The organism is Methanobrevibacter sp. DSM 116169 (genome assembly GCF_046197865.1).
Taxonomy (GTDB): Archaea; Methanobacteriota; Methanobacteria; order Methanobacteriales; family Methanobacteriaceae; genus JAHKLT01.
In genome coordinates, this window is the sequence record NZ_CP166990.1 from 1888290 (window position 1) to 1913306 (window position 25017).

General features: G+C 25.4%; 23 protein-coding genes. 12 read left to right on the forward strand and 11 right to left on the reverse strand.

Annotation, left to right across the window (positions count from 1 at the left end; translation table 11 throughout):
• Positions 1 to 57: 57 nt before the first annotated feature.
• Positions 58 to 642 carry a class II aldolase/adducin family protein gene (locus ACA134_RS09180; RefSeq protein WP_409200116.1) on the reverse strand — a complete coding sequence of 195 codons (585 nt, stop codon included), beginning with the start codon at positions 640 to 642 and terminating at the stop codon, positions 58 to 60.
• Positions 643 to 725: 83 nt separating this feature from the next.
• Entirely contained in the window at positions 726 to 2393 is a 1668-nt protein-coding gene (locus ACA134_RS09185) for a DNA-directed DNA polymerase II small subunit (RefSeq protein WP_409200117.1), read from the reverse strand.
• 183 nt (positions 2394 to 2576) lie between these two features.
• Here ACA134_RS09185 and ACA134_RS09190 point away from each other — a divergent pair, with 183 nt between their 5' ends.
• The 4 genes from ACA134_RS09190 to ACA134_RS09205 all read left to right on the forward strand — a co-directional run bounded on the left by ACA134_RS09190 (position 2577) and on the right by ACA134_RS09205 (position 6184).
• Positions 2577 to 3071 (forward strand): hypothetical protein, encoded by a 495-nt coding sequence (locus ACA134_RS09190; RefSeq protein WP_409200118.1) that lies wholly within the window; start codon positions 2577 to 2579, stop codon positions 3069 to 3071.
• A gap of 8 nt (positions 3072 to 3079) precedes the next feature.
• Positions 3080 to 4156, forward strand: a complete 1077-nt coding sequence (gene cobJ, locus ACA134_RS09195; protein WP_409200119.1) for a precorrin-3B C(17)-methyltransferase — start codon at positions 3080 to 3082, stop codon at positions 4154 to 4156.
• A gap of 41 nt (positions 4157 to 4197) precedes the next feature.
• Positions 4198 to 4773: a potassium channel family protein gene (locus tag ACA134_RS09200; protein WP_409201101.1), complete on the forward strand. Its 576-nt coding sequence runs from the start codon at positions 4198 to 4200 to the stop codon at positions 4771 to 4773.
• A gap of 124 nt (positions 4774 to 4897) precedes the next feature.
• The gene (locus tag ACA134_RS09205; RefSeq protein ID WP_409200120.1) at positions 4898 to 6184 is read left to right on the forward strand and encodes a magnesium transporter; all 1287 of its coding nucleotides are present in this window, start codon (positions 4898 to 4900) and stop codon (positions 6182 to 6184) included.
• On the opposite strand, the gene ACA134_RS09210 is transcribed toward ACA134_RS09205, so the two are convergent.
• Both ACA134_RS09210 and ACA134_RS09215 read right to left on the reverse strand, forming a co-directional pair.
• Positions 6168 to 7046: a hypothetical protein gene (locus ACA134_RS09210; RefSeq protein WP_409200121.1), complete on the reverse strand. Its 879-nt coding sequence runs from the start codon at positions 7044 to 7046 to the stop codon at positions 6168 to 6170. The genes ACA134_RS09205 and ACA134_RS09210 overlap by 17 nt on opposite strands.
• Before the next feature lie 6 nt (positions 7047 to 7052).
• Positions 7053 to 7988, reverse strand: coding sequence for a hypothetical protein (locus ACA134_RS09215; RefSeq protein ID WP_409200122.1), 936 nt, complete (start codon positions 7986 to 7988; stop codon positions 7053 to 7055).
• Positions 7989 to 8152: 164 nt separating this feature from the next.
• On the opposite strand from ACA134_RS09215, the gene ACA134_RS09220 reads away from it, so the two are divergent.
• The 4 genes from ACA134_RS09220 to thiL all read left to right on the forward strand — a co-directional run bounded on the left by ACA134_RS09220 (position 8153) and on the right by thiL (position 11869).
• Positions 8153 to 8551 (forward strand): Zn-ribbon domain-containing OB-fold protein, encoded by a 399-nt coding sequence (locus ACA134_RS09220; RefSeq protein WP_409200123.1) that lies wholly within the window; start codon positions 8153 to 8155, stop codon positions 8549 to 8551.
• A 176-nt stretch (positions 8552 to 8727) separates the two neighbouring features.
• Entirely contained in the window at positions 8728 to 9624 is an 897-nt protein-coding gene (gene cfbA / locus ACA134_RS09225) for a sirohydrochlorin nickelochelatase (RefSeq protein ID WP_409200124.1), read from the forward strand.
• A gap of 67 nt (positions 9625 to 9691) precedes the next feature.
• Complete coding sequence (gene cfbA, locus ACA134_RS09230; RefSeq protein ID WP_409200125.1) at positions 9692 to 10141, forward strand: sirohydrochlorin nickelochelatase; 450 nt, start codon at positions 9692 to 9694, stop codon at positions 10139 to 10141.
• A 750-nt stretch (positions 10142 to 10891) separates the two neighbouring features.
• Positions 10892 to 11869: a thiamine-phosphate kinase gene (gene thiL / locus ACA134_RS09235; RefSeq protein WP_409200126.1), complete on the forward strand. Its 978-nt coding sequence runs from the start codon at positions 10892 to 10894 to the stop codon at positions 11867 to 11869.
• Positions 11870 to 12058: 189 nt separating this feature from the next.
• Here thiL and ACA134_RS09240 read toward each other — a convergent pair whose 3' ends face one another.
• Complete coding sequence (locus ACA134_RS09240; protein WP_409200127.1) at positions 12059 to 12985, reverse strand: glycosyltransferase family 2 protein; 927 nt, start codon at positions 12983 to 12985, stop codon at positions 12059 to 12061.
• A 12-nt stretch (positions 12986 to 12997) separates the two neighbouring features.
• A complete protein-coding gene (locus tag ACA134_RS09245; RefSeq protein WP_409200128.1) occupies positions 12998 to 13927 on the reverse strand; it encodes a glycosyltransferase family 2 protein in 930 nt (309 codons plus the stop codon).
• 125 nt (positions 13928 to 14052) lie between these two features.
• Here ACA134_RS09245 and ACA134_RS09250 point away from each other — a divergent pair, with 125 nt between their 5' ends.
• From ACA134_RS09250 to ACA134_RS09265, 4 genes are all read left to right on the forward strand, one after another.
• Positions 14053 to 14472 (forward strand): GtrA family protein, encoded by a 420-nt coding sequence (locus ACA134_RS09250; RefSeq protein ID WP_409200129.1) that lies wholly within the window; start codon positions 14053 to 14055, stop codon positions 14470 to 14472.
• Positions 14473 to 14559: 87 nt separating this feature from the next.
• On the forward strand, positions 14560 to 15570 hold the full coding sequence (gene purE / locus ACA134_RS09255; RefSeq protein ID WP_409200130.1) for a 5-(carboxyamino)imidazole ribonucleotide mutase: 1011 nt from the start codon (positions 14560 to 14562) through the stop codon (positions 15568 to 15570).
• A gap of 7 nt (positions 15571 to 15577) precedes the next feature.
• On the forward strand, positions 15578 to 16840 hold the full coding sequence (locus ACA134_RS09260; protein ID WP_409200131.1) for a UbiD family decarboxylase: 1263 nt from the start codon (positions 15578 to 15580) through the stop codon (positions 16838 to 16840).
• Positions 16841 to 16897: 57 nt separating this feature from the next.
• Positions 16898 to 18610, forward strand: coding sequence for a glycosyltransferase (locus tag ACA134_RS09265; RefSeq protein WP_409200132.1), 1713 nt, complete (start codon positions 16898 to 16900; stop codon positions 18608 to 18610).
• On the opposite strand, the gene ACA134_RS09270 is transcribed toward ACA134_RS09265, so the two are convergent.
• The 5 genes from ACA134_RS09270 to ACA134_RS09290 form a co-directional block, all read right to left on the reverse strand.
• The gene (locus ACA134_RS09270) at positions 18607 to 20163 is read right to left on the reverse strand and encodes a DUF2142 domain-containing protein (protein WP_409200133.1); all 1557 of its coding nucleotides are present in this window, start codon (positions 20161 to 20163) and stop codon (positions 18607 to 18609) included. The genes ACA134_RS09265 and ACA134_RS09270 overlap by 4 nt on opposite strands.
• Positions 20153 to 21100, reverse strand: a complete 948-nt coding sequence (gene mmp11 / locus ACA134_RS09275; RefSeq protein WP_409200134.1) for a methanogenesis marker protein 11 — start codon at positions 21098 to 21100, stop codon at positions 20153 to 20155. The genes ACA134_RS09270 and mmp11 overlap by 11 nt, the downstream gene beginning before the upstream one ends.
• A gap of 8 nt (positions 21101 to 21108) precedes the next feature.
• Positions 21109 to 21525 (reverse strand): 6,7-dimethyl-8-ribityllumazine synthase, encoded by a 417-nt coding sequence (ribH, locus tag ACA134_RS09280; RefSeq protein WP_409200135.1) that lies wholly within the window; start codon positions 21523 to 21525, stop codon positions 21109 to 21111.
• Between the two features lie 147 nt (positions 21526 to 21672).
• Positions 21673 to 24024, reverse strand: coding sequence for a glycosyltransferase (locus tag ACA134_RS09285; protein WP_409200136.1), 2352 nt, complete (start codon positions 24022 to 24024; stop codon positions 21673 to 21675).
• An 8-nt stretch (positions 24025 to 24032) separates the two neighbouring features.
• A complete protein-coding gene (locus ACA134_RS09290) occupies positions 24033 to 25016 on the reverse strand; it encodes an isocitrate/isopropylmalate family dehydrogenase (RefSeq protein ID WP_409200137.1) in 984 nt (327 codons plus the stop codon).
• Position 25017 lies beyond the last annotated feature (1 nt).

Here is a 25017-nt window from a genome sequence, read left to right on the forward strand (position 1 = left end):
AATAGATTTAAATGCTTCTATAAGTATAGAGCATTATAAAATTTCATATTAAAAAAATTAAAATTTCTCAGAAAGATGTAGCATATGAGAAATAAATTGAGTTTTTGCAAGACCTTCTACAAATTCACTTATCTCAGCAGCTTCTTTTAAAGAATCAGCTACAGATATAAGGCCATGATCTTTTAAAACCAAAACAAAGTCATCTTCAATAGCTTCACTAGCCTTATCAGCTAGTTTTTTAGTTCCTGGTGCTTCATATTCTAATTCTCTGTAATATGGTGAAGACATTTTTCCAAATCTATCATGTCTTTTAATTTTTTTATCTGTAAAAGCAAATCCAGTTACATAAGGAGAGTGTGTATGAACAATTCCATTTACATCATCTCTTTTTTTATAAATAGATAAATGCAAGTGAACTTCTGATGAAGGAATACCTTTTGTTAAACAATTTCCATCACTATCTACAAGTATAACATCTTTTTCTTCTAAACTATCTAAAGAAGCTAAAGTTGGAGTAATAGCTATTATATCACCATCTTCCCCTTTAAATCTTGAACTAATATTTCCAGATTTTCCTGAGACTAAATTTTTTTGATATAAATATTTAGATATATCTACTATTTCTTTGGCTTGATTTTTCATACTATCACAAGAAAGCTTTAAAACATAAAAGTAGTTATAATATTTGATTTTTAAGATATTTAATAATTTTGATTTAAATATTTTTAAATAAATTTAAGAAGTTTGTATTTTCCTCTATCTAGTACAGGAACTTCAGCAGGAGTAGGTATAATATTATAAATCTTCTGGAACTCTGTTTGAGTCTGGAAAGTACCTGAATTAATTAAGTGAATTCCATTATATTTTCTATATGTATTAATGTGAACATGGCCTGTATGGAAAACATCTGGAACTTGATCAATAACTAGATAATCTTCAAGTTCTGATGCAAGTGGAGTTCGCTCTCCATAAATTGGGGCTAAATGTCGTTTTTTAAGAAGTTCTTCCATAATTATATCATTTCTCTCGTGAGATAACTCTTTAACACTCATTGCCATATCATCAAAGCTACGGCCATGATATACTAAAACATTTATACCATCTAAACTTACAACTCCAGGATTACTAATAAATTCTACATTATCTAATTCATATAATGATTTTGCATATTTTTCAGGAACTGCAGGTTGAGGTTCAGCTACTCTTGATGCATCGTGGTTTCCAGGTGCAATAATTATCTTAATATCACTTCTAATATTACCTAATAATCTAGCTGCTTCATCATATTGCGCTGTAATATCTTTAATACCTAGTTCTTTATCTTGATTTGGATAAATACCTATTCCATCAACAATATCTCCACCAATTACAAGATATTTAACTTTACTAGCTACTTCTAATTGTTTTTCTGTGCCTACTTCACAATTAATCCAATCAACAAACTTCAAAAAAGCATCTTCTAAGAAAGTTAAACTTCCAATATGTATATCAGATAAAAATACAATTCCAAAATCCATTTCCTTTGATTTGACCCTTTGAATATCAGGACTAATAATATTTTTAGCTATAGCTAGATCTCCATTTCTATCAGCTACTACTCCAACAACTTCATCTTTAACTAAATTTCCAGCTCTTTTAAATAATTCTTCATCTTTATTACTGACAAGAACTGCAATTTCTCCTGTTTCATCTTCAAACTGGATTAATTTATGGCCATTTTTAGTGCTTCTAATATCTTTAACCATTAAAATTAAGCTAAAACTTGTTTGATTATCTTCAAGTTCTGATATTTTCTGGCAAGTTTTAAGTTCTGGCCTTTTAATAAGCATTTTGTGGATTTTTTCATATCTATTTTTAAAATATGTAATTAAATTATCAATTTCTCCACTTGTATATGATTTATTACTTGTATCTTGAATTATTTCAAAATCATATTCCACATCTGTTTTCTCAAGATTTCTTTTAAATTTATTTTTAGAACTTAAATCAACTTCTTCTGCTTCAGTATTTGCATTACGTTCTAATTTTTCATCTAAGAACTTTTCATCATCTGTTTTAGTGTTTTTATCTTCTTTAGAGCTTTCACTTAAAGGAGTATCCATTATACTTCTTTGAGCTTTTTCTTTATCAATATTTTTAATATCTGTATCATTAGTTTTAATTTCCTTTTCAGTAGTGTTATCTGTTTTTAAATTCATAGATTTTATTAAATCATCTACAATTTCACTACGAACTGATATTAAATCATGTTTATCAAATTTATCACTTTTTAATTTAACAATTAAATTAGATGAGAAGTTTAAAGGATCATCTAAACTAATAATCTTATTATAAGCATCAGGCGATAAATTTATTCCTTTTTTAGTAAATTTTAAAAGTATTTTCTCTGTCATTATATCTTAAAAATTTATTTTACAATCAAATAAAAATTTATTTTTTATCTCTAATAAATCATTTTGTTATATTATAATTCATAAAAAAATTTTTATTAAAAATCATTTTTTTATAAATTCACATAAAGCTTTATTATATATAATAAACAGAACTTTCACTAATAACAACTAATAAGTGATTACATGTCAAAGGCACTAAACATCATAATAATAATTTTATTATTTATAGGATTTTTTGAAATTGGAATATTTAGTTCATATACTATTGTAACTTCAGAAATTCCTGATTTAAATGATTTAATTGATTTTCAAGTAAATACAGTAAAAGATTTTTTAAACCCAGAAAATATTAATGAGGTTTTAATTAAAGATCCAAATAAAATCAATATATCTAATAAAAAAGAAGTTGCCTTATCATTAGAAAGTCTGTCGCAAGTTGATGGGATAAATGTTGAATCAATTAACATTACAACATACAATGATACTAGTGAAGAGAAAATTGGTGTTAAAATAGAAGCTTTAGGTTATTCTGCACCAAATTCAACTTCAGGTCAAATTATTATAAGTCAAAATCCAGAATACAAAGTTATAGCTACTGGAGAAGCAAAATATAAAGAAGGCGGATATAAAGTTGATGCAAAAACAATAGCTATTGAATCAATTTTAAAATTATATTAGTGATGCTCATGATAAATGTAATTGGAATTGGTCAAAACATAAACACAATGACTTTAGAAGCTTATGAAGCTATAAAAAATTCTGATATTATCATTGGCTATAACAAATACACTAATGAAATCTCCAAACTAATTGAAGGTAAAGAAATTATTCAAAAAGGAATGGGAGATGAAATTTCAAGAGTTGAAATGGCTATTTCCAAAAGCATTGAAGGAAATAAAGTTGCTTTAATCAGCTCAGGAGATCCTGGAGTATTTGGAATGAGCAATGTATTATTTCAAATTCTCGATAAATATAATGAAGAAATTGAGATAAAAGTATATCCTGGAGTTTCAGCTGTTAATTATGCGTCTAGTCTACTTGGTGCACCATTAAATGATTTTGCTGTAATTAGTTTAAGTAATGTACTTACACCTTTATCTGAAATTGAAAAAAAGATAGAATATTCTCTTAAAGCTAATTTAGTATTAGCTATTTATAATCCAATTAGTAAAACTAGAAAAAAACCTTTTAGACAATTTAAAAAGTTAGTATTAGATATTAAAGGTGAAGATACATTAGTTGGAATTGTAAATAGTGAAGAATATCCATCAAAAGTATCTATTGTTAGAATTAAAGATTTACTAGAAGATGAAATTAATATGTCTACAACTTTAATTGTTGGAAATGACTTAACTTATGAAATTGATGGGCATTTAATTACACCAAGAGGTTATGTAATAAGATCTCCACAACACCCACTATCAATTGACTTTTATGAGAAATTTTTAGAAGGAAAAAGTCCTTGTGGACCTGATAGAGAATGTGAATTTTATCCATGTCACTATGATGGCCAATGCTGTGATTTTTGTTATTGTCCTTTTTATCCCTGTGGAGATAGTTCTACAGGTGGTAGATGGATTAAAGGTAAAAATGTATGGAATTGTAAAGATTGTCTTTGGATTCATGATGAAGATACAATTAAATGTGTAAAAGAACCATTGGAAGAAATCATTGAAAGTCCAGAAGACTTAGAAAAAAAGAAAAAAACTTTACTCAAACTTAGAAGAGCTTGTTTATTAAATAATGATCCAAATAATCTTTAGAGGGGATTCAATTGTCAAGTATTAAAAATATTTTAATTGAAATGAAGAATATGTCGGAATTGATGGTCGATCTAGCATATTCTGCTGTTCTGTTTAATAGTAAGGACGCTGCAGAAGAAGTATTAAAACTAGAAGATAAAGTCAATTCAAAAAACTATGAAATAAAAACACAATCTCTTGTTGCTGCAAGATCTGTTGAGGATGCAGAAAAATTAACAGCACTTCTTGAGATTGCTGAAGCTGCTGAAAGTATTGCAAATGCTGCAAAAGATTTAGCTGATATAGTAATAACTGGGTTTAAACCACATCCAGTATTTAAAATGGTGATGGAAGAATCTGAGAAGATGATACTTCGTGTTGAAGTTGAATTAAGTTCTGAACTTTGTGGTAAGTCATTAGGAGAATTATTACTTGTAAATCGTACAGGTATGATGATTATATCCATTAGACGTGGAGATTCCTGGATTTTCGGGCCAAATAGAGATACTGTAATTTATGAAGGAGATGTCTTAATAGCTAAAGGTTCTGAAACTGGTTCTGAAGTACTTAAAAAGCTTGCTTCTGGTGAAATTTCTTTGGAAGATATTCCTGATGTTTTAGTTGATGATGATAGTTAATTTTTATAATTATTTTTAGGTGATAATATGATGAGAGGTGATGTGTGTGAAGATAGTAAAAAACTTACTGAAGATGATTCGCCATATCGTGTACCTTATCTTATCACTAATTGTAGATGGCTCAATGTTTATATTTAAGGAAATAAATTCCTTATTTAAAAATTTAGAAAAAAAAAGAAAGAAATTTTCAAAAAAATTTAATAATTTTACTAGTAATAATAAATCAATAGTTAAACAAGGATTACTAGCTTTAATAATTTGTGCTATTGGAGATTTAATAGCTGGAATTATTTTAGGAAATATGACTTTCTTCCTTGAAACATTCCCAGGATTACTTGTTATTATACCTGGAGCTATAGGTATGAGAGGTAATATTTTTGGATCTTTTTCATCAAGATTAAATACAAACCTCCATATTGGTACCTTATCTCCAGAACTTAAAAAATCTGATATTTTAATTCAAAATATTGTATCTGCTATAATCTTAGTTTTACTTTTATCAATAATTTTACCAATAATAGCTAAAATAATCTGTATTATTTTTAGTTTTGAAAGTATGAGTACTGTAGATTTTATTTTAATTAGTGCATTTTCTGGTATTATTTCTTGTTTTATAATGTTGCCTATTTCAATGTTTTTCTCTTTAAAAAGCTATGAACATGGATGGGATCCTGATAATATTACAACACCCCTTGTTACAGCTTCAGGAGATTTATTTACATTACCATCAATTATATTAAGTATTTTTTTAGTAATTTTCATTAATAATGACTTTTTAAAGATAATTATATTAGCTATATTAGTTTTTATTACACTTGCAAGTTTTATATATATTATTATATTAAATGGTGAAGCTAAAAAGATTATTTTACAATCAACTCCTGTTTTAATATTTAGTTCATTTCTTGGAATCTTTTCAGGTGGTTTTTTAAATAATTCATCTTCAACATTTTTAAATAATCCAACATTACTTACACTTGTTCCACTCTTTTCAGGAGAAAATGGAAGCTTACTTAGTATTTTATGTGCAAGATTATCTTCAGCCCTACATTCAGGTCTTATAGAACCTGTTCTAAGGCCTGAAAAACATACATTAACTAACTTTATAATATTGTTTATATTCGGATTATTTATTTATCCATTTATGGCATTACTTGTAGAATTTAGCTTAGGTGCTCTTGGAATAGAAACATTAGGGCTTTTAAAAACATTGTTAATTGTATTTATATCAGGATTTATTGTAATTACTATCATGATGGTAATTATTTTCTACTTATCTGCACTATCATTTAGAGAAGGTCTTGATCCAGATAATATTGTAATTCCTATTTCAACTAGTTTAACTGATTTAGTATCTATGACTACTTTAACATCTATTGCAGTACTAATATTATCTAGTACCATGTTTTAAAGACCAGCTCACATTTATTTAATCTAAAATAATCATAAAATAAATACTCATCTTCTATATCTTTTGGAATAGCTACTAAGACTGCATCAGCATTATCTTCATTTAAATGAATAAAAAATATTCCACTACTGTTACTTTTTAAATTATCTGAAATTAAATTATTTAAATAAGTCTTTTCATCATTAATTAACTTAAGATCATTATTTAGATTTTTAGTATCATCTATTGAAAAATATAAGTTATTTACATGTTTTTTATCAACAAGTAAATAATAATCAAAGTTTTCTAAATAGCTATTATATATAGAAAAAGATCCACATGAAGTATTTGTGTGGTGTTTATTACAATTATGATTATTAAAATCTTCAATTACATATTTTAACAGATAATCACAAACTACAAATCTATGAATTGAATAAACATTTCTAGATTCATCTGTATTTCCATAAACTGATTGTGGAATATCACTGTTTATAGGAGTAAGTGTTATTGAACTTTTAACTTTATTATTAAAAATATTTTTACTAATTAATGTATCATAGCTATTTTCCAATGTTTTAATTTTATCATAGCTTATTGAATTTTTAATTGTTTTATTATCATTATTTATAATTGCAAGGCCTGTTAGTACATTATTATAGTTTGTAAGATTTTCCCAATTATTTGGACTACCTGGGTTATTAATCAGATTATCAATAGCTTCAATTGAAATTTTCTCTAAATGATTATCTTCTAAATTATCTGAAACTTTTTCATTGATGTCACTTGTTAAATTATTTATTAAAGCTATAGCTATTATAAATATAAAAATTCCTATAATTAAATCAAATGCAAAAAAGCTTCCTTTATTATCTTTAAACATTTTTTTTTACAATCCATATTTTAGTCTATGAGAATTATCTAAAAAGATTATTCTAGAATCTGAGTAATTATATGAGTTTCCAGGATAATTTTCAAAAAATACAACGTGATCTGATGATGATACTGAACTTAAATTATTAGATAAATTATCTCTTGGAATAATAAAAGTTTCAAAGCCATAATGAGGACATGTTGATTTTGCTTCTAATCTACATAAGTAACAACTTCCATCTGAGCTTTCATGATAATATCCATTTTTTATACAATCACTTAATGTTTGATTATCACCATGATGAATATATGGATCATATGGACACTTTTTAATATTTAAGGGCCCTGTAGCATTTATATAATGTTCAGAGTTTTCAATATTTCTATTACTTAAGTAATTTGATAAAGAATCTTCATATATTACATTTGTTTCATTATAAGTTGAGCCTTCACATAATAAAAGTCCTAATGGATCTTTTAAATTTAAAACTGTTGTTTTAGTATCTATAATTTCATTGAATTCATTGTTTTCTTTTTTAATATTTAAAAAAACTTTAACTTTTAAAAATTCAGGTTTATCTCCATTTTCAATTGATATAACATCGCTTACAATGTTAACATTGTATAAATTATTGTATTCTATGTTTTTTTGAGCTAATTTATCATTTAAAACTTTTTTAAATTCTTTATTTACATCTTGAACTGGATTTTTTGATTTTACTGCATTTTCACTGATTTCTTCTAATGTGTCATAAGATAAAATTTCAATATTTTTAATATAATCTTCTGTAATATATTTTAAATTATCATTGGCTATTATTTCATTATTTTCACTTTTTATGAAATAATTCATATTTATAAGTAAAATAGCTATTATAAAAAAAGATATAATAAAAATACTTATAATTCCTGTAAATATATGACCTTTAGAGTCATTGTAGATGATTTTCATATATTAATATCTTTAAGTTTTTTTATAAAACTCTTTTTCAAGTGCAAAGATGTGTATTTGTGCTTTTTCACATTAAAAAAATGCAATTTTATATACTAGTTATTTAATAATATATGTAATAAAAATTTTAATATCTTTAAATAATATTAAAATGGAGGATTTTTATGTCTGATACTATAAGAACATGGCGTCATATTCAAGAAAGGTATAACCTTATTGGTTCTAAATGTACTACATGTGGAAAATTATTTTTCCCGCCTAGAGTAATATGTCCTGATTGTAGAAGAAAAGGAAACATTGAAAATTTCCAATTCTCTGGAAAAGGTAAAATTCATAGCTTTTCAATAGTTAGAACACCAACTAGCGATTTCAAAAAAATTGCTCCTTATGCAGTAGCTATCATTGATTTAGATGAAGGTGCTAAATTAACTTCACAACTTGTAGATTGTGATGTTGAAGCTTTAGAAATAGGGGATCCTGTTGAAATGGTATTTAGAAAAATCAGAGAAGACGGGGATGATGGTGTAATATCCTACGGATATAAATTTAAAGTAAACAAATAACCTTTAAATTTTTCTTTTTTATTTTTATTTTAACTAAATTAGATTTTATTTTTTTAAATTTAAATATAGCTTTAATTCTTTTCTTAAATTAATTCTAGAAAACTTTTTATATTTATAAATTAAATTATTAATAAATTTTAAAAACTTATTAATTTTTTTAAAAAAGTTATTAATTGATGATAAATATGAAAGATAATTGTGCTGTTTTACTCATTAGTCACGGTAGTAGTTTGCCTTATGCAGAAGATACCTTTAAAAAAATCGCTGAAAAGTTTAAAACTATATCAGGCCTTCCAACTGAAGTAGGATATATGAAAGTTAGCGAACCTACAATTGCTCAAGCTATTAAAAATTTAAAAGATTCTTCAAATGAAATTAATAAAATCATCGCTTTACCTGTTTTTTTAGCACCTGGAATTCACACAAATATTGATATTCCAATAATTTTAGGTTTAGACCCTTTAGAAGTAGATCCAAGATGTCCTGATGGAAATTATGGTGAAGATCATTACTTATATGGCCTTGAAGAAATTGATTTTGATGGAGAAATTAAGCTATTAAGACCAATTGGAGCAGATGATGATTTACTTAAACTAATTAATAAAAGAATTAATGAAGCATTAAATGATTCAACTTTATCACAAGATGCAAAAACAGCTATTTTACTTGTATCTCATGGAAGTAGATTAAAATATAATAAAGAATTTATAAGTGAAGTATATGATAAATTTTCTAAAGTATCTGCATATCCCTCTGAATTTGGATTTATGGAACTTGAAACACCTAATATTCCAACATCAATTAATAAATTAACTTCTTCTAATGATATAGAAAGATTAATAGTTGTTCCTGTATTTATTGCACCAGGAGTTCATACTACAAATGATATTCCAGTTATTTTAGGTCTAAAAGAAGATACAGGTCATTCACATGGACATGATCACGGAGATCATCACCATCATCATGATTTATCAAAAATTGATTTTGATGGAGAAATATTATATCCTGAACCAATTGGAGCAGACGATATTTTAATTGAGATATTAAATAAAAAAATAAAAGATTCATTATAAGAAAGCTTTTTATATTTATTAAAGCATAGTATAATTTATTTAAAATAAATTTTAATTAGATGATACTATGAATGAAAGCTCAAAAACAGGAATTTTATTATTAAGTCATGGTAGTAGACTACCTTATGGTGCAGATGTTATAAACTCTATAAAAGAACAATATTTAAATGAATTTCCAAATGCTCTTGTAGAAACTGGTTTTATGGAAATGAGAAAACCAGATATTGCAGAAGCAGTTGAAAATTTGAAAAAAAGAGGAAATATAGAAAAAATCATTGTTGTACCTGTTTTTATAGCTCATGGCCTTCACACTAAAAGAGATATTCCAAAAATCTTAGGTCTAAAAGCAATTGAAGAAGCTGAGAAAAAACATGATCATGACCACGATCATGGACATCACCACCACCATCATGAAATTCAAAAAGTTAACTTTGATGGAGAAATTGTATTTACTGACCCATTAGGTGATGATCCACTTATTTTAGAAATTATTAAAAAAAGAATTTCAAATTCTTAAATTTTTATTTTTTTATTCCTTTTAATTTGCCAAATGAAATAATATTATATTAATATTCTCCATTTTGGTATTTCTTTTTTAATTTTACTGCATTTATGGAAGATTTTGTATTAATTATTCCTACAATATCTGTTAATTTACTTTTTTTCTTTTTGTAGTATTCATCAAATTATCACAGCTTTTAATTTTTTTATATTTATGAGGGTCGGCCAAAAATGCTATTTTTGGTTTTTTCTTGTTTAGATAGTTCTTATGAACCATAGTAACACGAGCTTAAATTCCCATTCCTCCAACGGTACATAATTGATTAAGTTGTTTGTTTTTTTAAAAGGTTTTTTTTTGCTTAATTTCTTTTTAAATATTGTGTTTGGCTTTCACATCAATATTCTTGTAAAAGAAATTTTTTAATCAAAATAATAAATTAAACTCCTTTAAAATATCATTAAAATATTTATTAATCAATTACAAGTTATTATTTGTATTAAATGGTATATAAAGTACCATGTTTTATTAAAAAACAAATATACATTGAAAAAACAATAATCTAAAATAAAAACAATAATAAAACCAAAATAATTTTGACCAACCCTCTTTATAAAAATTATTTAATATATATAAATTACTTATAAGTCTTTAATTATCTTTTTTTTGTTTTATAGCTAAATATAACAGTTTAAAAACAATTTTCATTCAATAATTTAATATTTTTATTTAATAAAATTTATTTATTTTAAAAATCTAATATTAAACATGGATTATACAAATTTAAAAGTTTCTGATTTTGGTGAAAAATCACTAATAAAACTTATTATTAAACTAAGTAAGGAATTTCAAGATATTGATTTTCTATTAGGTGATGATGCAGCTATTTTAAAAATTAATAACACTAATTTAATAGCTTCAACTGATATGTTAATCCAATCTCAACATTTTCCAAAAGAAATGACTTATGAGCAGATTGGTTTTAAGTCTGTTACAGTTAATGTTAGTGATCTTGCTGCTATGGGGTCTTCACCTTTAGGATTTTTACTTAGTATAGCTATTCCAAAAGAAACACTTTTAAAAGATTTCATAGAATTAATTAAAGGAGTTTTAAATGCTTGTAAGTATTATAATATTCCTCTAGTTGGAGGAGATACTAATGAAGCAGGTGAAATTATCATTTCTGGTACGGCCTTAGGAACTTCTAATAGCTTACCTCTTAAAAAATCTACTTTTAAAACTAATGATTTAATTTGTATAACAAATAGTATTGGTCTTGCTGGGCTAGGATTTTATTTACTTAATAAAAACATTGCCTTAGAACTTTCCAAAATAGCTATATCAAAAATTTTAAAACCAATAGCTAGGATAAAAGAAGGAAAAATTTTAAAAGATTATGCAAGTTCTGCAACTGATATTACTGATGGTTTAGCATCAGAATTATATGAAATTTTAAATAACAATGAAAATAATGGAATTTTAATTTATGAGGAAAAATTAAATATTTCAGATGAATATAAAAATTTAGCTAAAAAATGTAATAAAGATTATTTAGATCTAGTTTTAAATTTTGGTGAGGATTTTGAACTTTTGTTTACTATATCAGAAGAAAATTCTATAAAACTTAAAAATAAACTAGATTTTAATATTATTGGTGAAATTAATAATTCTGATAAAATTGAAATTAAAAAAATTAATGGTAAAATAGAAAAAATTCCACAAAAAGGATATGAGCATCTATCTTAATCTATATTTTTTATTAAATTTTTATTTTAAAATCATTTAAAATAATATATTAATCATTTATATAATTTTAAAATTGAATCTTTTAATATTTTAATAGCTTATTTTAATTAAATCAGTACTTTTATTTTGTCTATTTTTTAATTTTATAGTTGAAATGCACCTTTGAAAAAAAATTAAAAATTGTAATGATTAAAATTTTTTTTCTTTAATTAAATAAATTGGTCTTTTTTTAGTTTCTAAATAGATTTTTCCAAGATATTGACCTAAAACACCAATTGAAAATAGCTGTATTCCTCCAACAAATAAAATTATGCTTACAGTTGATGGCCAACCTTCGACAGGGTCTCCCATTATCAAAGTTTTTAAGATAATTACAATTATTGAAATAAATGCAATTATAGAAAAAATTATTCCAGAAACTGTAGCAATATGAAGTGGTGCTGTTGTAAAAGAAATAATTCCTTCAATTGAATATTTAAATAAATCCCAAAATGACCAGCTACTTTCTCCATTAGTCCTTTCAATATTTTCATATTCAATCCATTTAGTTTTAAAACCAATCCATCCAAAAATCCCTTTTGAAAATCGATTATATTCTTTTAACTCTAAAATAGAATCTGTTACTTGTTTTGTAATTAATTTATAATCTCTAGCACCATCAACAATATTTATATTAGATAGTAAATTGATTAATTTATAAAATAATCTTGCAAAAAATGATCTTATAGGAGGTTCACCTTTTCTTGTAACTCTTCGACTTGCTACAATATCATAACCATCATTAACATGTTTTATCATTTCTGCAATAAGTGATGGAGGATCTTGTAAATCTGCATCCATCATAATATTTAAATCAGCATCGGAATTTTCAAGACCAGCATATATAGCTGATTCTTTTCCAAAATTTCTTGAAAAGGAAATATAGCTAATATTATCTTCTTTGTTTGCTAAGTCTTTTATAACATTTAATGTATTATCACTTGATCCATCATCAATAAATAATACATTCCATTTAATACTATAAATTTTTTTTAAGTGTTCAGAAAGTTCAAAATAAAAATTATTTAGTGTTTTTTCTTCATTATAACATGGCACTATGATATTTAGGGTATTCATTCCATTTTCCTCTTAATCATTTTTTTTATTTTGTCTAATAATAGTTAAATAATGTTCAAAGTTTTGAAGGTGTTGATTTTTAAGAACATGTAAGATAACACCAGTTAAAAATATTAAAGCACTAATAATTATTACCATTGATATAATTATAAGTGTTGGAACCTTTTCTACAAATCCTGTATTTAAAAATGTAATTAAAATTGGTATAAAATAAACTATAGCTATTATTAATAGAATTAAAGTAATTAATGAAAAATAAAATAATGGTTTTGTATCTCTAAAAAGTGAAAATATTAAACTAATAACTTTATATCCATCTTTATATGTATTTAATTTTGAAACACTGCCTTCAGTTCTATCTGTATAATTAACAGGTATTTGTTTAATTAAAAAATTATGATTTAAAGCAAATACTGTCATTTCTGTTTCAATTTCAAATTCTTTAGAAGATATTGGAAATGATTTAACAAAATCATAATTAAATCCTCTATAACCTGTTAAAATATCTTTTATATCACTGTTAAAAATTAAATTAATGAATTTTCTAACTAATTTATTTCCCACATTATGAAAAGGTCTTTTATTTTCTGTAAAATAAGTTGAAGAAAGTCTATCTCCAATAACCATGTCTGCTTTTTTAGATAAAATAAGCTTTTCGATTTCTCTAGCAGCTTCTGCAGGATAGGTATCATCTCCATCCACTAATATATAACAATCAGCATCAATATCTCTAAACATTGATCTTACTACATTTCCTTTTCCTTGTTTGAATTCACATCTTACAATAGCTCCAGCATCTTTAGCTATTTTTATTGTATTATCTGTTGAATTATTGTCATATACGTAAATATCTGCATTTGGAAGCTCATTTTTAAAATCATTTATTACATTTGCAATTGTTTTTTCTTCATTATAACATGGAATAAGAATAGCTGTTGTCATGATTTCACTTCAAGATATTAAACATTAATATTATTAGTTATATGATTTACTATTATATAATAGATAGTAGTAATTTAAGTAAAATTTTAATAGTTATATTTTTATAAATAAAGTATAGTGATATTTTGAGTACAATAAATAAACTTTTTAAAAAAAGAACAGATGATCCTCGTTTACAATTTTTTAGATATATTTTTGTGGGAGGAACAGCTTTTGCAATAGATTTATCAATTTATTTTACTCTTGTTAATTATTTTGATGTTCATTATTTAATAGCTGCAATAATTGCATTTTTAATTTCTGTTTTAGGAAATTACATTATGAGTACAAAATGGGTCTTTAATCAAGATAAAATAGATAATAAACTAGTTGAATTTAATTTGTTTATATTAATTAGTACAGTAGGACTTATCTTTACAGAAATCTTATTATATATTTTTACAGATTTATTAATTATTAATTATTTAATATCAAAAGTAATAGCTTCTATACTTGTCTTATTCTGGAATTTTACAGCTAGAAGACTTATGTTTTATGGAAGGTAATTTTTTTAAAAATTATTAATAATAGATAAGACAAATATAAAATTAATTATAATTAAATTTTTAAATATTTTTTTTATAGGTGTTAAAATGACCCCCAAAGTAATGATAATTCTTGGAAGTGCTTCAGATTTAAAAATAGCTGAAAAAGCTATTGATATTTTAGAAGAACTCCAAATTTCTTATAGTTTAAAAATAGCTTCTGCTCATAGAACTCATTCTATAGTAAGAGAAATAGTTTTAAAAGCAACTGAAGAAGGAGTAGATGTTTTTATTGGAATAGCTGGTCTTGCTGCTCATTTACCTGGTACTATTGTTGCATATACTCATAAACCAGTAATTGGTGTTCCTGTTGATGTAAAAGTAGGTGGAATTGATGCATTATTATCTTCTGTTCAAATGCCATTTCCTGCACCAGTTGCAACTGTTGGAATAGATAGAGGAGATAATGCAGCTATTTTAGCAGGACAAATTATAGGTATTTCAGATGAAAATATTAGAAATAATATCTCAAAACTTAGAAAATTTTATCAAGATAAAGTGATTAATAGTGAAAAGGAAGTTTTAAAAACATTAGATGGTGAATATCTTAATAAAGACTTTTTAGATGTTGATTCATTAGATATTTCTTCTTCAAAATCAATTAATCACAGAGAGTCAAAACCTGATGTAGCTATACTTCCTGGAAGTCATTCAGATATGGCTGTTGCAAAAAAAGTAGCTATTATACTAGATAGACTAAAAATTAAATATGATATGAGAGTAATTTCTCCTATTCGCCATCCAAATAAATTTGAAAAATATGTAAAAGAATTAGATGATGCAAAATTATTTATTGCAATATCTGGTCTTTCTGCACATGTTACTGGTGGACTTGTTGGTTTATCAGAAAAACCAATTATAGGAGTACCATGTTCAAAAGATATTAGTATGGATGCTTTATTTTCAATGATTAATATGCCTCCAGGAGTACCAGTTGGAACAGTTGGATTAAATAATGGTCGTAATGGTGGAATTCTAGCTGCTGAAATTTTAGCTTTATCAAATGAAAGATTAGAAGAAAGTTTAAAAAATATTAAATATAAAACAGCTAATTTATAGTGATTATATGAATTTAGAAAATTATGATAATATTATAACAATTGATGAGGAATTAGATCCTGAATTTGAAGTAACTAAAGTATTAAGAAAATATCCAAAAGATACTGTAATACTTAAAAACATTAAAGGATATGATATGCCTATTGTATCAGGAATTTGTAATACAAGAGATAAAATTGCAGATTCAATTGGATGTGAAGTAGAAGAAATCATTAAAAAAATATCTTATGCTAGTGAAAATCCATTAGATGTAAATAAGTTTACTAATTTTGAAGAATATACATCTTCTAAAGCTGATTTAAATAAAATTCCTATTTTAACTCATTATAAAAGAGATGGTGGAGCATATATAACTGCAGGAGTTGTTTTTGCACAAGATCCAGAAACTGGTATTCAAAATGCATCAATTCATAGAATGCTTGTCTTAGGCAGCGATAAGTTAGCTATTAGAATTGTTCCACGGAACTTATATACATATTTTCAAAAAGCTAAAAAACTTAATAAAAACCTTAAAATAGCTATTGCTATTGGAATGGATCCAGCTATTTTACTTTCTAGTACTACTTCAATTCCAATCGATTCAGATGAAATGGAAGTAGCTAATTACTTTAAAAATGGTGAGTTAGAATTAATTGAATGTGAAAATTCAACTTTAAAAGTTCCAAAAGCTGATATTGTTTTTGAAGGTGAAATATCTGTAACAGAAACTGCTAAAGAAGGACCATTTGTAGATTTAACAGATACTTATGATGTTATAAGAGATGAACCAGTAATAACTTTAAATAAAATGCATATTAAAAGTGATGCTTATTATCATGCGATTTTACCTGCAGGATTTGAGCATAAACTTTTACAAGGCCTTCCACAAGAACCAAGAATATATAAAGCTGTTAAAAATGCAGTTCCAACTGTAGATAATGTTGCTCTAACAGAAGGAGGATGTTGTTGGTTACATGCTGTAATTTCAATTGATAAACAAACTCAAGGTGATGGAAAAAATGTATTAATGGCAGCTTTATCTGCACATCCTTCCTTAAAACATGCAGTTGTAGTTGATAGAGATATTGATATTTTCAATCCTCAAGATGTTGAATATGCTATTGCAACAAGAGTAAAAGGAGATGATGATGTAATGGTTGTTCCTAAAGTTAGAGGTTCATCTTTAGATCCTGTTGCAACACCTGAGGGTACAACTACTAAAATTGGAATAGATGCTACAAAACCGCTTGATAAACTTGAAAAATTTGAAAGAGTTAGTTTTGGGGAATAATTTTTAAACATATAAAATAAATAATAAATTAATTAAAATAATTATAGGAGTGAAAAATTGTCTTGGATATTAGTTTTATTGTTAATGTTGATTTTTTCTTTAAAACCTAAAAAAACTAATGACAATCAAACTATTTCTGTAATTATTCCAGCTTATAATGAAGAAGAAAATATAGCTAATGTAATTGATGTTATTAAAAAAATTGATTATATTACAGAAATTATAGTTGTAAATGATGGATCGAATGATAATACTGAAACAGTAGCAAAAAGAGCTGGGGCTACTGTTGTATCACATGAGAAAAATTTAGGTAAAGGAGCAGCTATAAAAACTGGTTTTAAACAATCGGATTCAGATATTATTGCTTTTATTGATGGAGATATTTATAATTTAACTACAGATAAAATAGAAGCAATGATTAAACCTATTTTAGAAGGAAAAACTGAAATTACAAAAACAAAATTTGTAAGAGAAAGTGGGCGTGTAACAGAACTAACAGCTAAGCCACTTTTAAGAGTATTTTTCCCAGAAATTAATTTTGAACAACCATTAAGCGGTCAGTTTGCAGCTAAAAAATCAGCACTTAAGAAGATGAAGTTTGAAAAAGACTATGGTGTTGATGTAGGAATAGTCTTAGATGCAGATATTCAAGGCCTTAGTATTTTAGAAGTTGATATTGGAGAAATAGAACATGATATATCTCCACTTAAAGATTTAAATTTAATGGCTAATGAAGTTGTTAGAACTATTATAAATAGAGCAATGGAATATGGAAGAGTAGCTATTATTGATACTATGGGTAGCTATATTAGAATGGCTGTTTTAGGATTATCTTTAGTTATTTTAGGATTGTTTGCAATTTTCTTTGTTCAAAAAGTGCCTTTAGAAATAGGAGCCATAGTTTCTATAATAGGCCTTATAATAGCTATTTATTATTTAATTAAATTATTTATAAAATCTGTTAAAATTTTTAAGAAAACTCCAAGTAAAAATCTTATAAAGTCGTTTATTAGTATTCATTTTCCAGTCATCATATCAGGAATTATTTTAATTTTAATGATTTCAACATTTTTAGGAGCTACAACAGTTAATAATGGAAGTATTTCTGTAGAACCTACATCAAGAAATTTAATGATTACTACTGATGAAGAAAAACCTATTTCTGTTAGAGGACCATATACAGTTGATGCTGCACTTGAAAATGAATTAAATATTATTAGAATGCCACCTTCCGCTTTAACAACATTAGGGCTATCTTATGGAGATGTTGTACAAATTAATAATAAGGACTATATAATCAATGAAACAAGGCCAGGTGAAGAAAATATTATTAGGATGCCACTTGATGTTCAAGAATATTTAAATGTTGATTATGGAAATATTATTCAAAATAGTCGTATTAATCAAGTTTTTGAAGGAACAGTTGTTAATCATTTCTTTAATTCTTCAGGACTTGAAAATACTACATTATCAGAGGATTATATAATTTCTTCTAAAAGAATAAATGGAACAAGTTTTGAAATTTTCTTAGATAATAAATCTATTGGTTCATCATCAGGTGTATTTGAAAATAATAGTCAATACATTGTAACTGCTAATGATGAAATTATTGGAACACTTGATTTTGAAAATTCTACTTTTAAAAACGATAGCTATGTATTTTATTATAATGATCATATAATAGAATTAAAATTCAAATATTCTAATACTGCTTCTATTAAGCAATTCCTTTCAAATAATCAAGGATCATTTTTACAATTTAGATTTTAATAGTAGTTAGCTATTATTAAAAGAATCATACTTGCTAAAAATCCAATGACAATAGCCATGATATACTTATCCATATTTTTAAATGTTTTATTTTTATTTATAGTAAATATAAAAGGTAAAAGAGCAAATATAGGAATTAAATATCTTGTATGAACTCCTTTTAATATTAAGCTTCCTACAGGATTCCATGTGAGATATAAACTAAGGAATGTTCCAGTTATAAATAATGTAAAAATTAAAAATCCATAAATTCTTTCATTTCTTTTAATACTAATATTATTAGGATATAATAAAATTATAGCTATTAAAAATACACAATATAATAAGTTTAAAATCATAGAAGAATAATCATAATATCCAGAACCTAATGTGAAGAATTTTAAATATTTAGCTTGATTTACATCAAATATTGATTTAAATAGTGTAGTTATAAATTCTATTGGATTATTTATAATATAGCTAATTTGACTAGTTTCATTTATATTACTAGTTGCAAAATATGCTCCTCTCCAAGAATCATATGTATTTGGACTTGCAATGGTTCTTGTCCAATATAAAGCAAGTACAATAAGAATAAAAATACTTAAAATACTTAAATAATAATCTTTATTTTCTTTAAATTTATTTCTAGGTATTAAAAATACCAATAATACTAGAATAAATAATGTTACCTTAGATAATCCTAAAATAAGACAAATAATAAAAAAAGGCAGTATTTTTTTATAAGTAATTGACCTGTCAGGCAATTTATATAAATAAAAAAAGTAAGCGATTGTTAATATTGCAAACGAGATTATAAATGCATCAATACTAAAAGAAGCACTTTGATAAATAGCTAAAGGCATACAAGAAAATATTAAAAAGGGAAATTTAAAAACAGGTGTTATTTTTATAGCTAAAGTGCAGATAATTGTATATAAAATTATATTACATAGTTTTCCAAACCATAGCATCCATATATTATTTAAATCAAGTAATTTTGCAATACCCATACCTATTGCAGGAGCTAAATATCCATAAAAAGGATTTTGAGAAAATAAAGAATCAACATAATTGTGTTCATAAGTAATCTTCTCATCATCCCAAGTAGTTTCAAAGATCGTTTTATGGCGATATTCTATAGGAATACCTAAACCTGTAAGTAATAAGTAACCTTTTTTATTTAAATTATAGCTATCATCTTTTGTATTAGTTATTTTACTTCCATTAGGAATATTTTCATATTCTGGCAATAAATTACCTTCAGAAAAAGATGTAGCACGAGCCATATGTTCTATTTCATCACTAACATCTAATAAAGGACTTGAAAAAACACATAATATTCCAAAAATCAGAATTATTAAAAAAGCAGTTTTATGAATTTTATTTTGATTTTTTGAAAAATAAATTATTAAAAAAATTCCAACAATAGTTAATATTCCTAAGAAAATAATTTCCATTTTAGGATGATTGTAATTATCTAAATTAAATAAAATAAGTGAAGAAAATACTAAAAATAATAAATATATTAAAATAAATTCCTTATTTTTTAAAAAATCATTTTTATTTATCATTATTTCTACTATAAATTTTCACAGCTTCTTTTGGATTATCATAAAGGCCTAAAGCAGCTAATGCTCCAATTTTTCCTTGAGAACCTGTAACTTCAATAAGGTCTATGTTTAATTTTTTAGCTAAATCTTCTGCCTCATCAACACTAACCATTCCAGTTTTAGCTTTTATAGAATATTTCCTAAGTTCATCAGGAATATTTAATCCTTCTAAAATAGCTATTGAAGTTTTATCAGATAAAGTATCTCTTTTTAAAAGTTCTATAATCCTTTCAATTAATTTATCTTTTTTATCTTCTGGAACTGCAAATGTTAAGCCAATAGAAACACAGTTTTGAGTTTTATATGGATTATTAGGATATAATTGTACAATAATATGATCTATATATTCAAAACCTTCATTTTTAAGTTCTAATCCAATATTGTGTGCTGTTGTCCATGTAGCTCCTTCATCTTTAGTATCAGTATCATCTATTCCAATAACTACTTTTTGAAGTTTAGGTGTAACTACTGTAGCTTTTCCTATTTTTGAACCTCCACCAACATCATGAAGTTCAATATAATTAACACCTTTACCTAGCCCTCTACACATTCCAGCTCCAACACCAGCTCCTGCAAGGCCTGAATGTGTTACTTTAACTTCATTATTGTGAATAGCTACCTCTTCAATACCCGCAGCATTATAGCTAGCTTTTAAATTTAAAGGTTTTTTCCCTACCGTAGCTTTATAAACATGTTTATTTCCATCTCTAAAAGCATCTGTGATTAATTCACTACTGTTTCTGTATTGATTAACTAACCATTCAGATCCAGACATACATGGATGATATTCAATGATTTCAACATTATCTTTATCAACTAATGTTAAAACCTTATCATATGCAGCAACCCATGATTTATCAAACTTTTTTTTCAAATCATTAGGTTTTAAAATTTCCATAGAACCATCTAAATTTCACTTAATCTATCACACATTTTTATTGCAGCTTCAACAGCTCTTTTACCGTAATCAACACGTTTATGAGCATCGAGTCTTGTCATTCCAGGACCACTGATTCCTAAAGCAACAGGTTTATCATATTCTAATGATAAATCAGCTATTTTTCTTGATGCATGTTGTGCTACTATTTGATCGTGGTCTGTTGCACCTTCAATTACTGCACCTAATGTAATAACAGCGTCGATTTCATCCTTTTCTAGTAATTTTTTAATAGCTAGTGCCATATCAAATACACCAGGAACTGTTACTATTTTAACTATTTCACAGTCTCTTGATTTTGCTTCTTCTTTTGCAAGGCCTAACATCATTTGTGTTAAATCATAATTAAATTCTGCAACTACTGCACCTAATCTATATTTTACCATATTATCTCTCCTTAAATTTAATATCCGACTACTAAAAGTACGAATCCTGCTACTGCACTTAAAACCATAAGTATAATGATAAATAACGCCCAAAGTTGAATTTTTTCCATTTTATTTATTCTCCTAAAAATACTAATATTATAATTATTATCTGAATTTATTCTTAAACTTGTTTATAATTTTCCATGAATTTGAATTTATAATTTCATTATTTTCATGTTTAAGTTTTTCATTCTCTTCTTTTAAAGATCTTATTAACTCTAAATTAAGGTTATTTTTATTAAATTCTCCTTCTGCAACAGATATTAACTCTTCAATTTTAACAGTAAGTTCTGATATTCTATTTTGTAAATATTCTATATCATCATTTAAATTATTTTTAGAATTTTTTAAATCAGATTCTTTAATATTTGTTTTATCAAGTAATATTTTAGATAAAGTATATTGATTAAAGTCTATATCATGTATTAATGACTTATATTTAATATCCATTTTATCCATTGGACTATTTTTATCACATATTGCCCAAATATCTCTTCCACTTCCAATATAATCCATTATTTTTGAAGGTAAAAATGGATTTACTTTAAATAAATTTTTTGTATATGTATCATTTACAATAAGACAATCAAATTTTGTAGATAAATTTAAAAATTCTAAGAAAGGTATTTGTGGATTTAAATATGTATTTTTCATTACATTAGAACTTAAAATCTGCTCAAAGAAGGTTATATTTGATGTGAAAATATGTAATTTAAATTTATCTTTGAGAGCTGTATCGAGTGTATCAAATGCATTGATAAAATCTTCTAATGTACGATTTCCAAAGATATCACCAAAATATGCAAAGTTAACATGTGAACTATCAATTTCATAGCCCATTTCTTTTAAATAATAATATTTTTTATCTAAGGTAGGATGAGGATTAATTTTATATTTTTTATCTACAATCTCTCTTATTTCTTGATGTGGGAAAAGATCTAACATTACTTCTTTTTGATTTTCATTTGTAAAAACAATTTCATCTGCAAAAACATAACTTACATATTCACAAATAAAGTTTAAAGAATCGTTATTTTGAATTTTTGGTAAATTATCTGGTAAATAGCTATTAATTTTATTAATGTAATTTTCATCATTAATAGGTGGGGTCTTCTCATCACCTTTAAAATTATATATTGTCGGATCTGAAAATTCTGCAGACCAAAAAACATCTTTATTTAATAGCTTATATTCTAAAGCTAAAAAATGTGAGTGTTGATAATAACATCTACTATAAATTTTTTTGTAATTTTTATTTTTAAGTTTATCTATTCCTTTTATAATAAATTCTTTAATATTTTTCCATTCAATTGAAAAATCCATTTCAATTATTGTCTTATTTAAAATAAATTCATTTAATAAACTTTCAAATTCATAATCTTTTGAGAGATTATCTAAACTAGCTTGTATAATATCTACATTCTTCTCAGATTTTAAAATTCTTTTAGCCATTACATTACTTGTTGTTGTATTTGTAGGTGAAAAGGCATAAGAAATTATTAATTCATTATTTTCTTTATTTAAATTATTAAAATCTGTATTAAAATATTTATAAGGGAAAAATTTGAATTTATATTTATTTATATCATATGATACCTTTTCTAGATCATTTGGATTTTCTTTTAAATATAAATTCATTTTAGAAACTTGACCAACAGTTAACTCTTTTAAAAATTGAACTTTTTTAGGATTATGAGTATTATTAAATTGTTTATTAATATCATCTATAACATTTAATCGTCCTGTAATATTAAATTCATATGATGTAGATTGTCTTGAAATAGAATTATCTCTCCACAATCTAAAATAAACTGCTTTTTCTTCCTTATCAATTATGAAAAACTCAAAATCAAATTTAGAATATAGTTTTGCAAAATAAGAAATATCTACACCATTTTTAAGTATAGGATTAAAATCAACTGCTTTTACAGCTTTTGTTGGAATCAACTTATCAGTTGTTATAACTAAAATATCTTTCATATAGTTATATGGATTTTTTATAATTCCCTTACTTTCAAATAATGGAGGGCTTAAATAGGATTTTTTAATTTTTCCAGTTTTATCATCTTCATCTAAGAAGGTTCCAATAACAATTCTACCAGGAGCAGAATGTTCATACATCTTTTCTAAAAATTTAGGGCTAATATAATCATCATCATCAATAAATGTAATATATTCTCTATTAGCTATTGATATTCCATGATTACGAGCATTAGAAACACCTTCAGGACTAAATTCTAAAAGAATGTTTAAGTTAGGATTATTAGATGTAAAGTCTTTTATAATTTCTTCTGTTGAGTCCCTCTCACCATTAATAATTATAATAGCTTCAAATAAATTATAATCTAGTGTTTGATTTTTTAAAGATTCAAGAAGCTTTAAAATATATTTTTCACCTTTATAGGTTGGAATTATAATATTTATTCCCTTTTTATATTCAAAGCTATCTTCAATCATGATATAACCTATAGTTTACTTTTTACTTCATTAGCTAGTTCCATCGTATTAGCATTTCCACCTAAATCTGGTGTAAGTACTTTTCCTTCTTTTAAAACAGTTAAAATAGCATTATCTAATTTATCTGCTTTTTCATTTTCACCAATATATCTTAACATCATCTCAGCAGATAATAACATAGCTATTGGATTAGCAAGACCTTGACCTGCAATATCTGGTGCAGATCCATGAACTGGTTCAAATAAAGCACCATTTTCTCCAATATTTGCAGATGGAATAAGGCCTAAACCACCAACAAGACCTGCTCCTTCATCAGATAAAATATCTCCAAATAAATTTGTAGTTACAATAACTTCAAAACTTTGAGGCCTTGTAATAAGATACATTGCAGTTGCATCAACATAAAAATCTTCACTTTCAATATCAGGATATTTTGATGCTACTTCATAGAAAATTTCTTTAAATAAACCATCAGTTTTCTTTAATACATTTGCTTTGTGTACCCCAGTAACTTTTGATTTATTATTATCCTTTGCATAATTAAATGCATAATTAATAATACGTTCTTCTGCATCTCTTGTAATGATTCTTTTAGCTATTGCTCCTTCATCTGTATATTCTTCTGTTTCACTTTTGTATAACCCTTCTGTGTTTTCTCGAACAATCATAAAATCTAAATCATCAAAAAGAGCATTAGTATTAGGATAAGATTTTATTGGTCTTAAATTTGCAAATAGCTTCATTTCTTGACGCAATCTAACTATAACATCAGCAGCAGTTTCACCTGCAGCACCAAATAAACATGCATCAGAACTTTTAACAATTTCTAATGTTTCTTGAGGTAGAGCTTCATCACATTCCTCTTTACATTCATCTCCTGCATCAGCATAATTATAATCAAAAGATAAATTTAAACTATCTAAAACATTAATTGTAGCTTTCATAACTTCTTTTCCAATTCCATCTCCAGGAATTACAGCTATTTTATACATA

Bases quoted from the DNA above. Each gene is read 5' to 3' on its own strand.
- ACA134_RS09180 (WP_409200116.1), bottom strand. From the start codon at position 642: ATGAAAAATCAAGCCAAAGAAATAGTAGATATATCTAAATATTTATAT.
- ACA134_RS09185 (WP_409200117.1), bottom strand. From the start codon at position 2,393: ATGACAGAGAAAATACTTTTAAAATTTACTAAAAAAGGAATAAATTTA.
- ACA134_RS09190 (WP_409200118.1), top strand. From the start codon at position 2,577: ATGTCAAAGGCACTAAACATCATAATAATAATTTTATTATTTATAGGA.
- cobJ (WP_409200119.1), top strand. From the start codon at position 3,080: ATGATAAATGTAATTGGAATTGGTCAAAACATAAACACAATGACTTTA.
- ACA134_RS09200 (WP_409201101.1), top strand. From the start codon at position 4,198: ATGAAGAATATGTCGGAATTGATGGTCGATCTAGCATATTCTGCTGTT.
- ACA134_RS09205 (WP_409200120.1), top strand. From the start codon at position 4,898: ATGTTTATATTTAAGGAAATAAATTCCTTATTTAAAAATTTAGAAAAA.
- ACA134_RS09210 (WP_409200121.1), bottom strand. From the start codon at position 7,046: ATGTTTAAAGATAATAAAGGAAGCTTTTTTGCATTTGATTTAATTATA.
- ACA134_RS09215 (WP_409200122.1), bottom strand. From the start codon at position 7,988: ATGAAAATCATCTACAATGACTCTAAAGGTCATATATTTACAGGAATT.
- ACA134_RS09220 (WP_409200123.1), top strand. From the start codon at position 8,153: ATGTCTGATACTATAAGAACATGGCGTCATATTCAAGAAAGGTATAAC.
- cfbA (WP_409200124.1), top strand. From the start codon at position 8,728: ATGATAAATATGAAAGATAATTGTGCTGTTTTACTCATTAGTCACGGT.
- cfbA (WP_409200125.1), top strand. From the start codon at position 9,692: ATGAATGAAAGCTCAAAAACAGGAATTTTATTATTAAGTCATGGTAGT.
- thiL (WP_409200126.1), top strand. From the start codon at position 10,892: ATGGATTATACAAATTTAAAAGTTTCTGATTTTGGTGAAAAATCACTA.
- ACA134_RS09240 (WP_409200127.1), bottom strand. From the start codon at position 12,985: ATGAATACCCTAAATATCATAGTGCCATGTTATAATGAAGAAAAAACA.
- ACA134_RS09245 (WP_409200128.1), bottom strand. From the start codon at position 13,927: ATGACAACAGCTATTCTTATTCCATGTTATAATGAAGAAAAAACAATT.
- purE (WP_409200130.1), top strand. From the start codon at position 14,560: ATGACCCCCAAAGTAATGATAATTCTTGGAAGTGCTTCAGATTTAAAA.
- ACA134_RS09260 (WP_409200131.1), top strand. From the start codon at position 15,578: ATGAATTTAGAAAATTATGATAATATTATAACAATTGATGAGGAATTA.
- ACA134_RS09270 (WP_409200133.1), bottom strand. From the start codon at position 20,163: ATGATAAATAAAAATGATTTTTTAAAAAATAAGGAATTTATTTTAATA.
- mmp11 (WP_409200134.1), bottom strand. From the start codon at position 21,100: ATGGAAATTTTAAAACCTAATGATTTGAAAAAAAAGTTTGATAAATCA.
- ribH (WP_409200135.1), bottom strand. From the start codon at position 21,525: ATGGTAAAATATAGATTAGGTGCAGTAGTTGCAGAATTTAATTATGAT.
- ACA134_RS09285 (WP_409200136.1), bottom strand. From the start codon at position 24,024: ATGATTGAAGATAGCTTTGAATATAAAAAGGGAATAAATATTATAATT.
- ACA134_RS09290 (WP_409200137.1), bottom strand. From the start codon at position 25,016: ATGTATAAAATAGCTGTAATTCCTGGAGATGGAATTGGAAAAGAAGTT.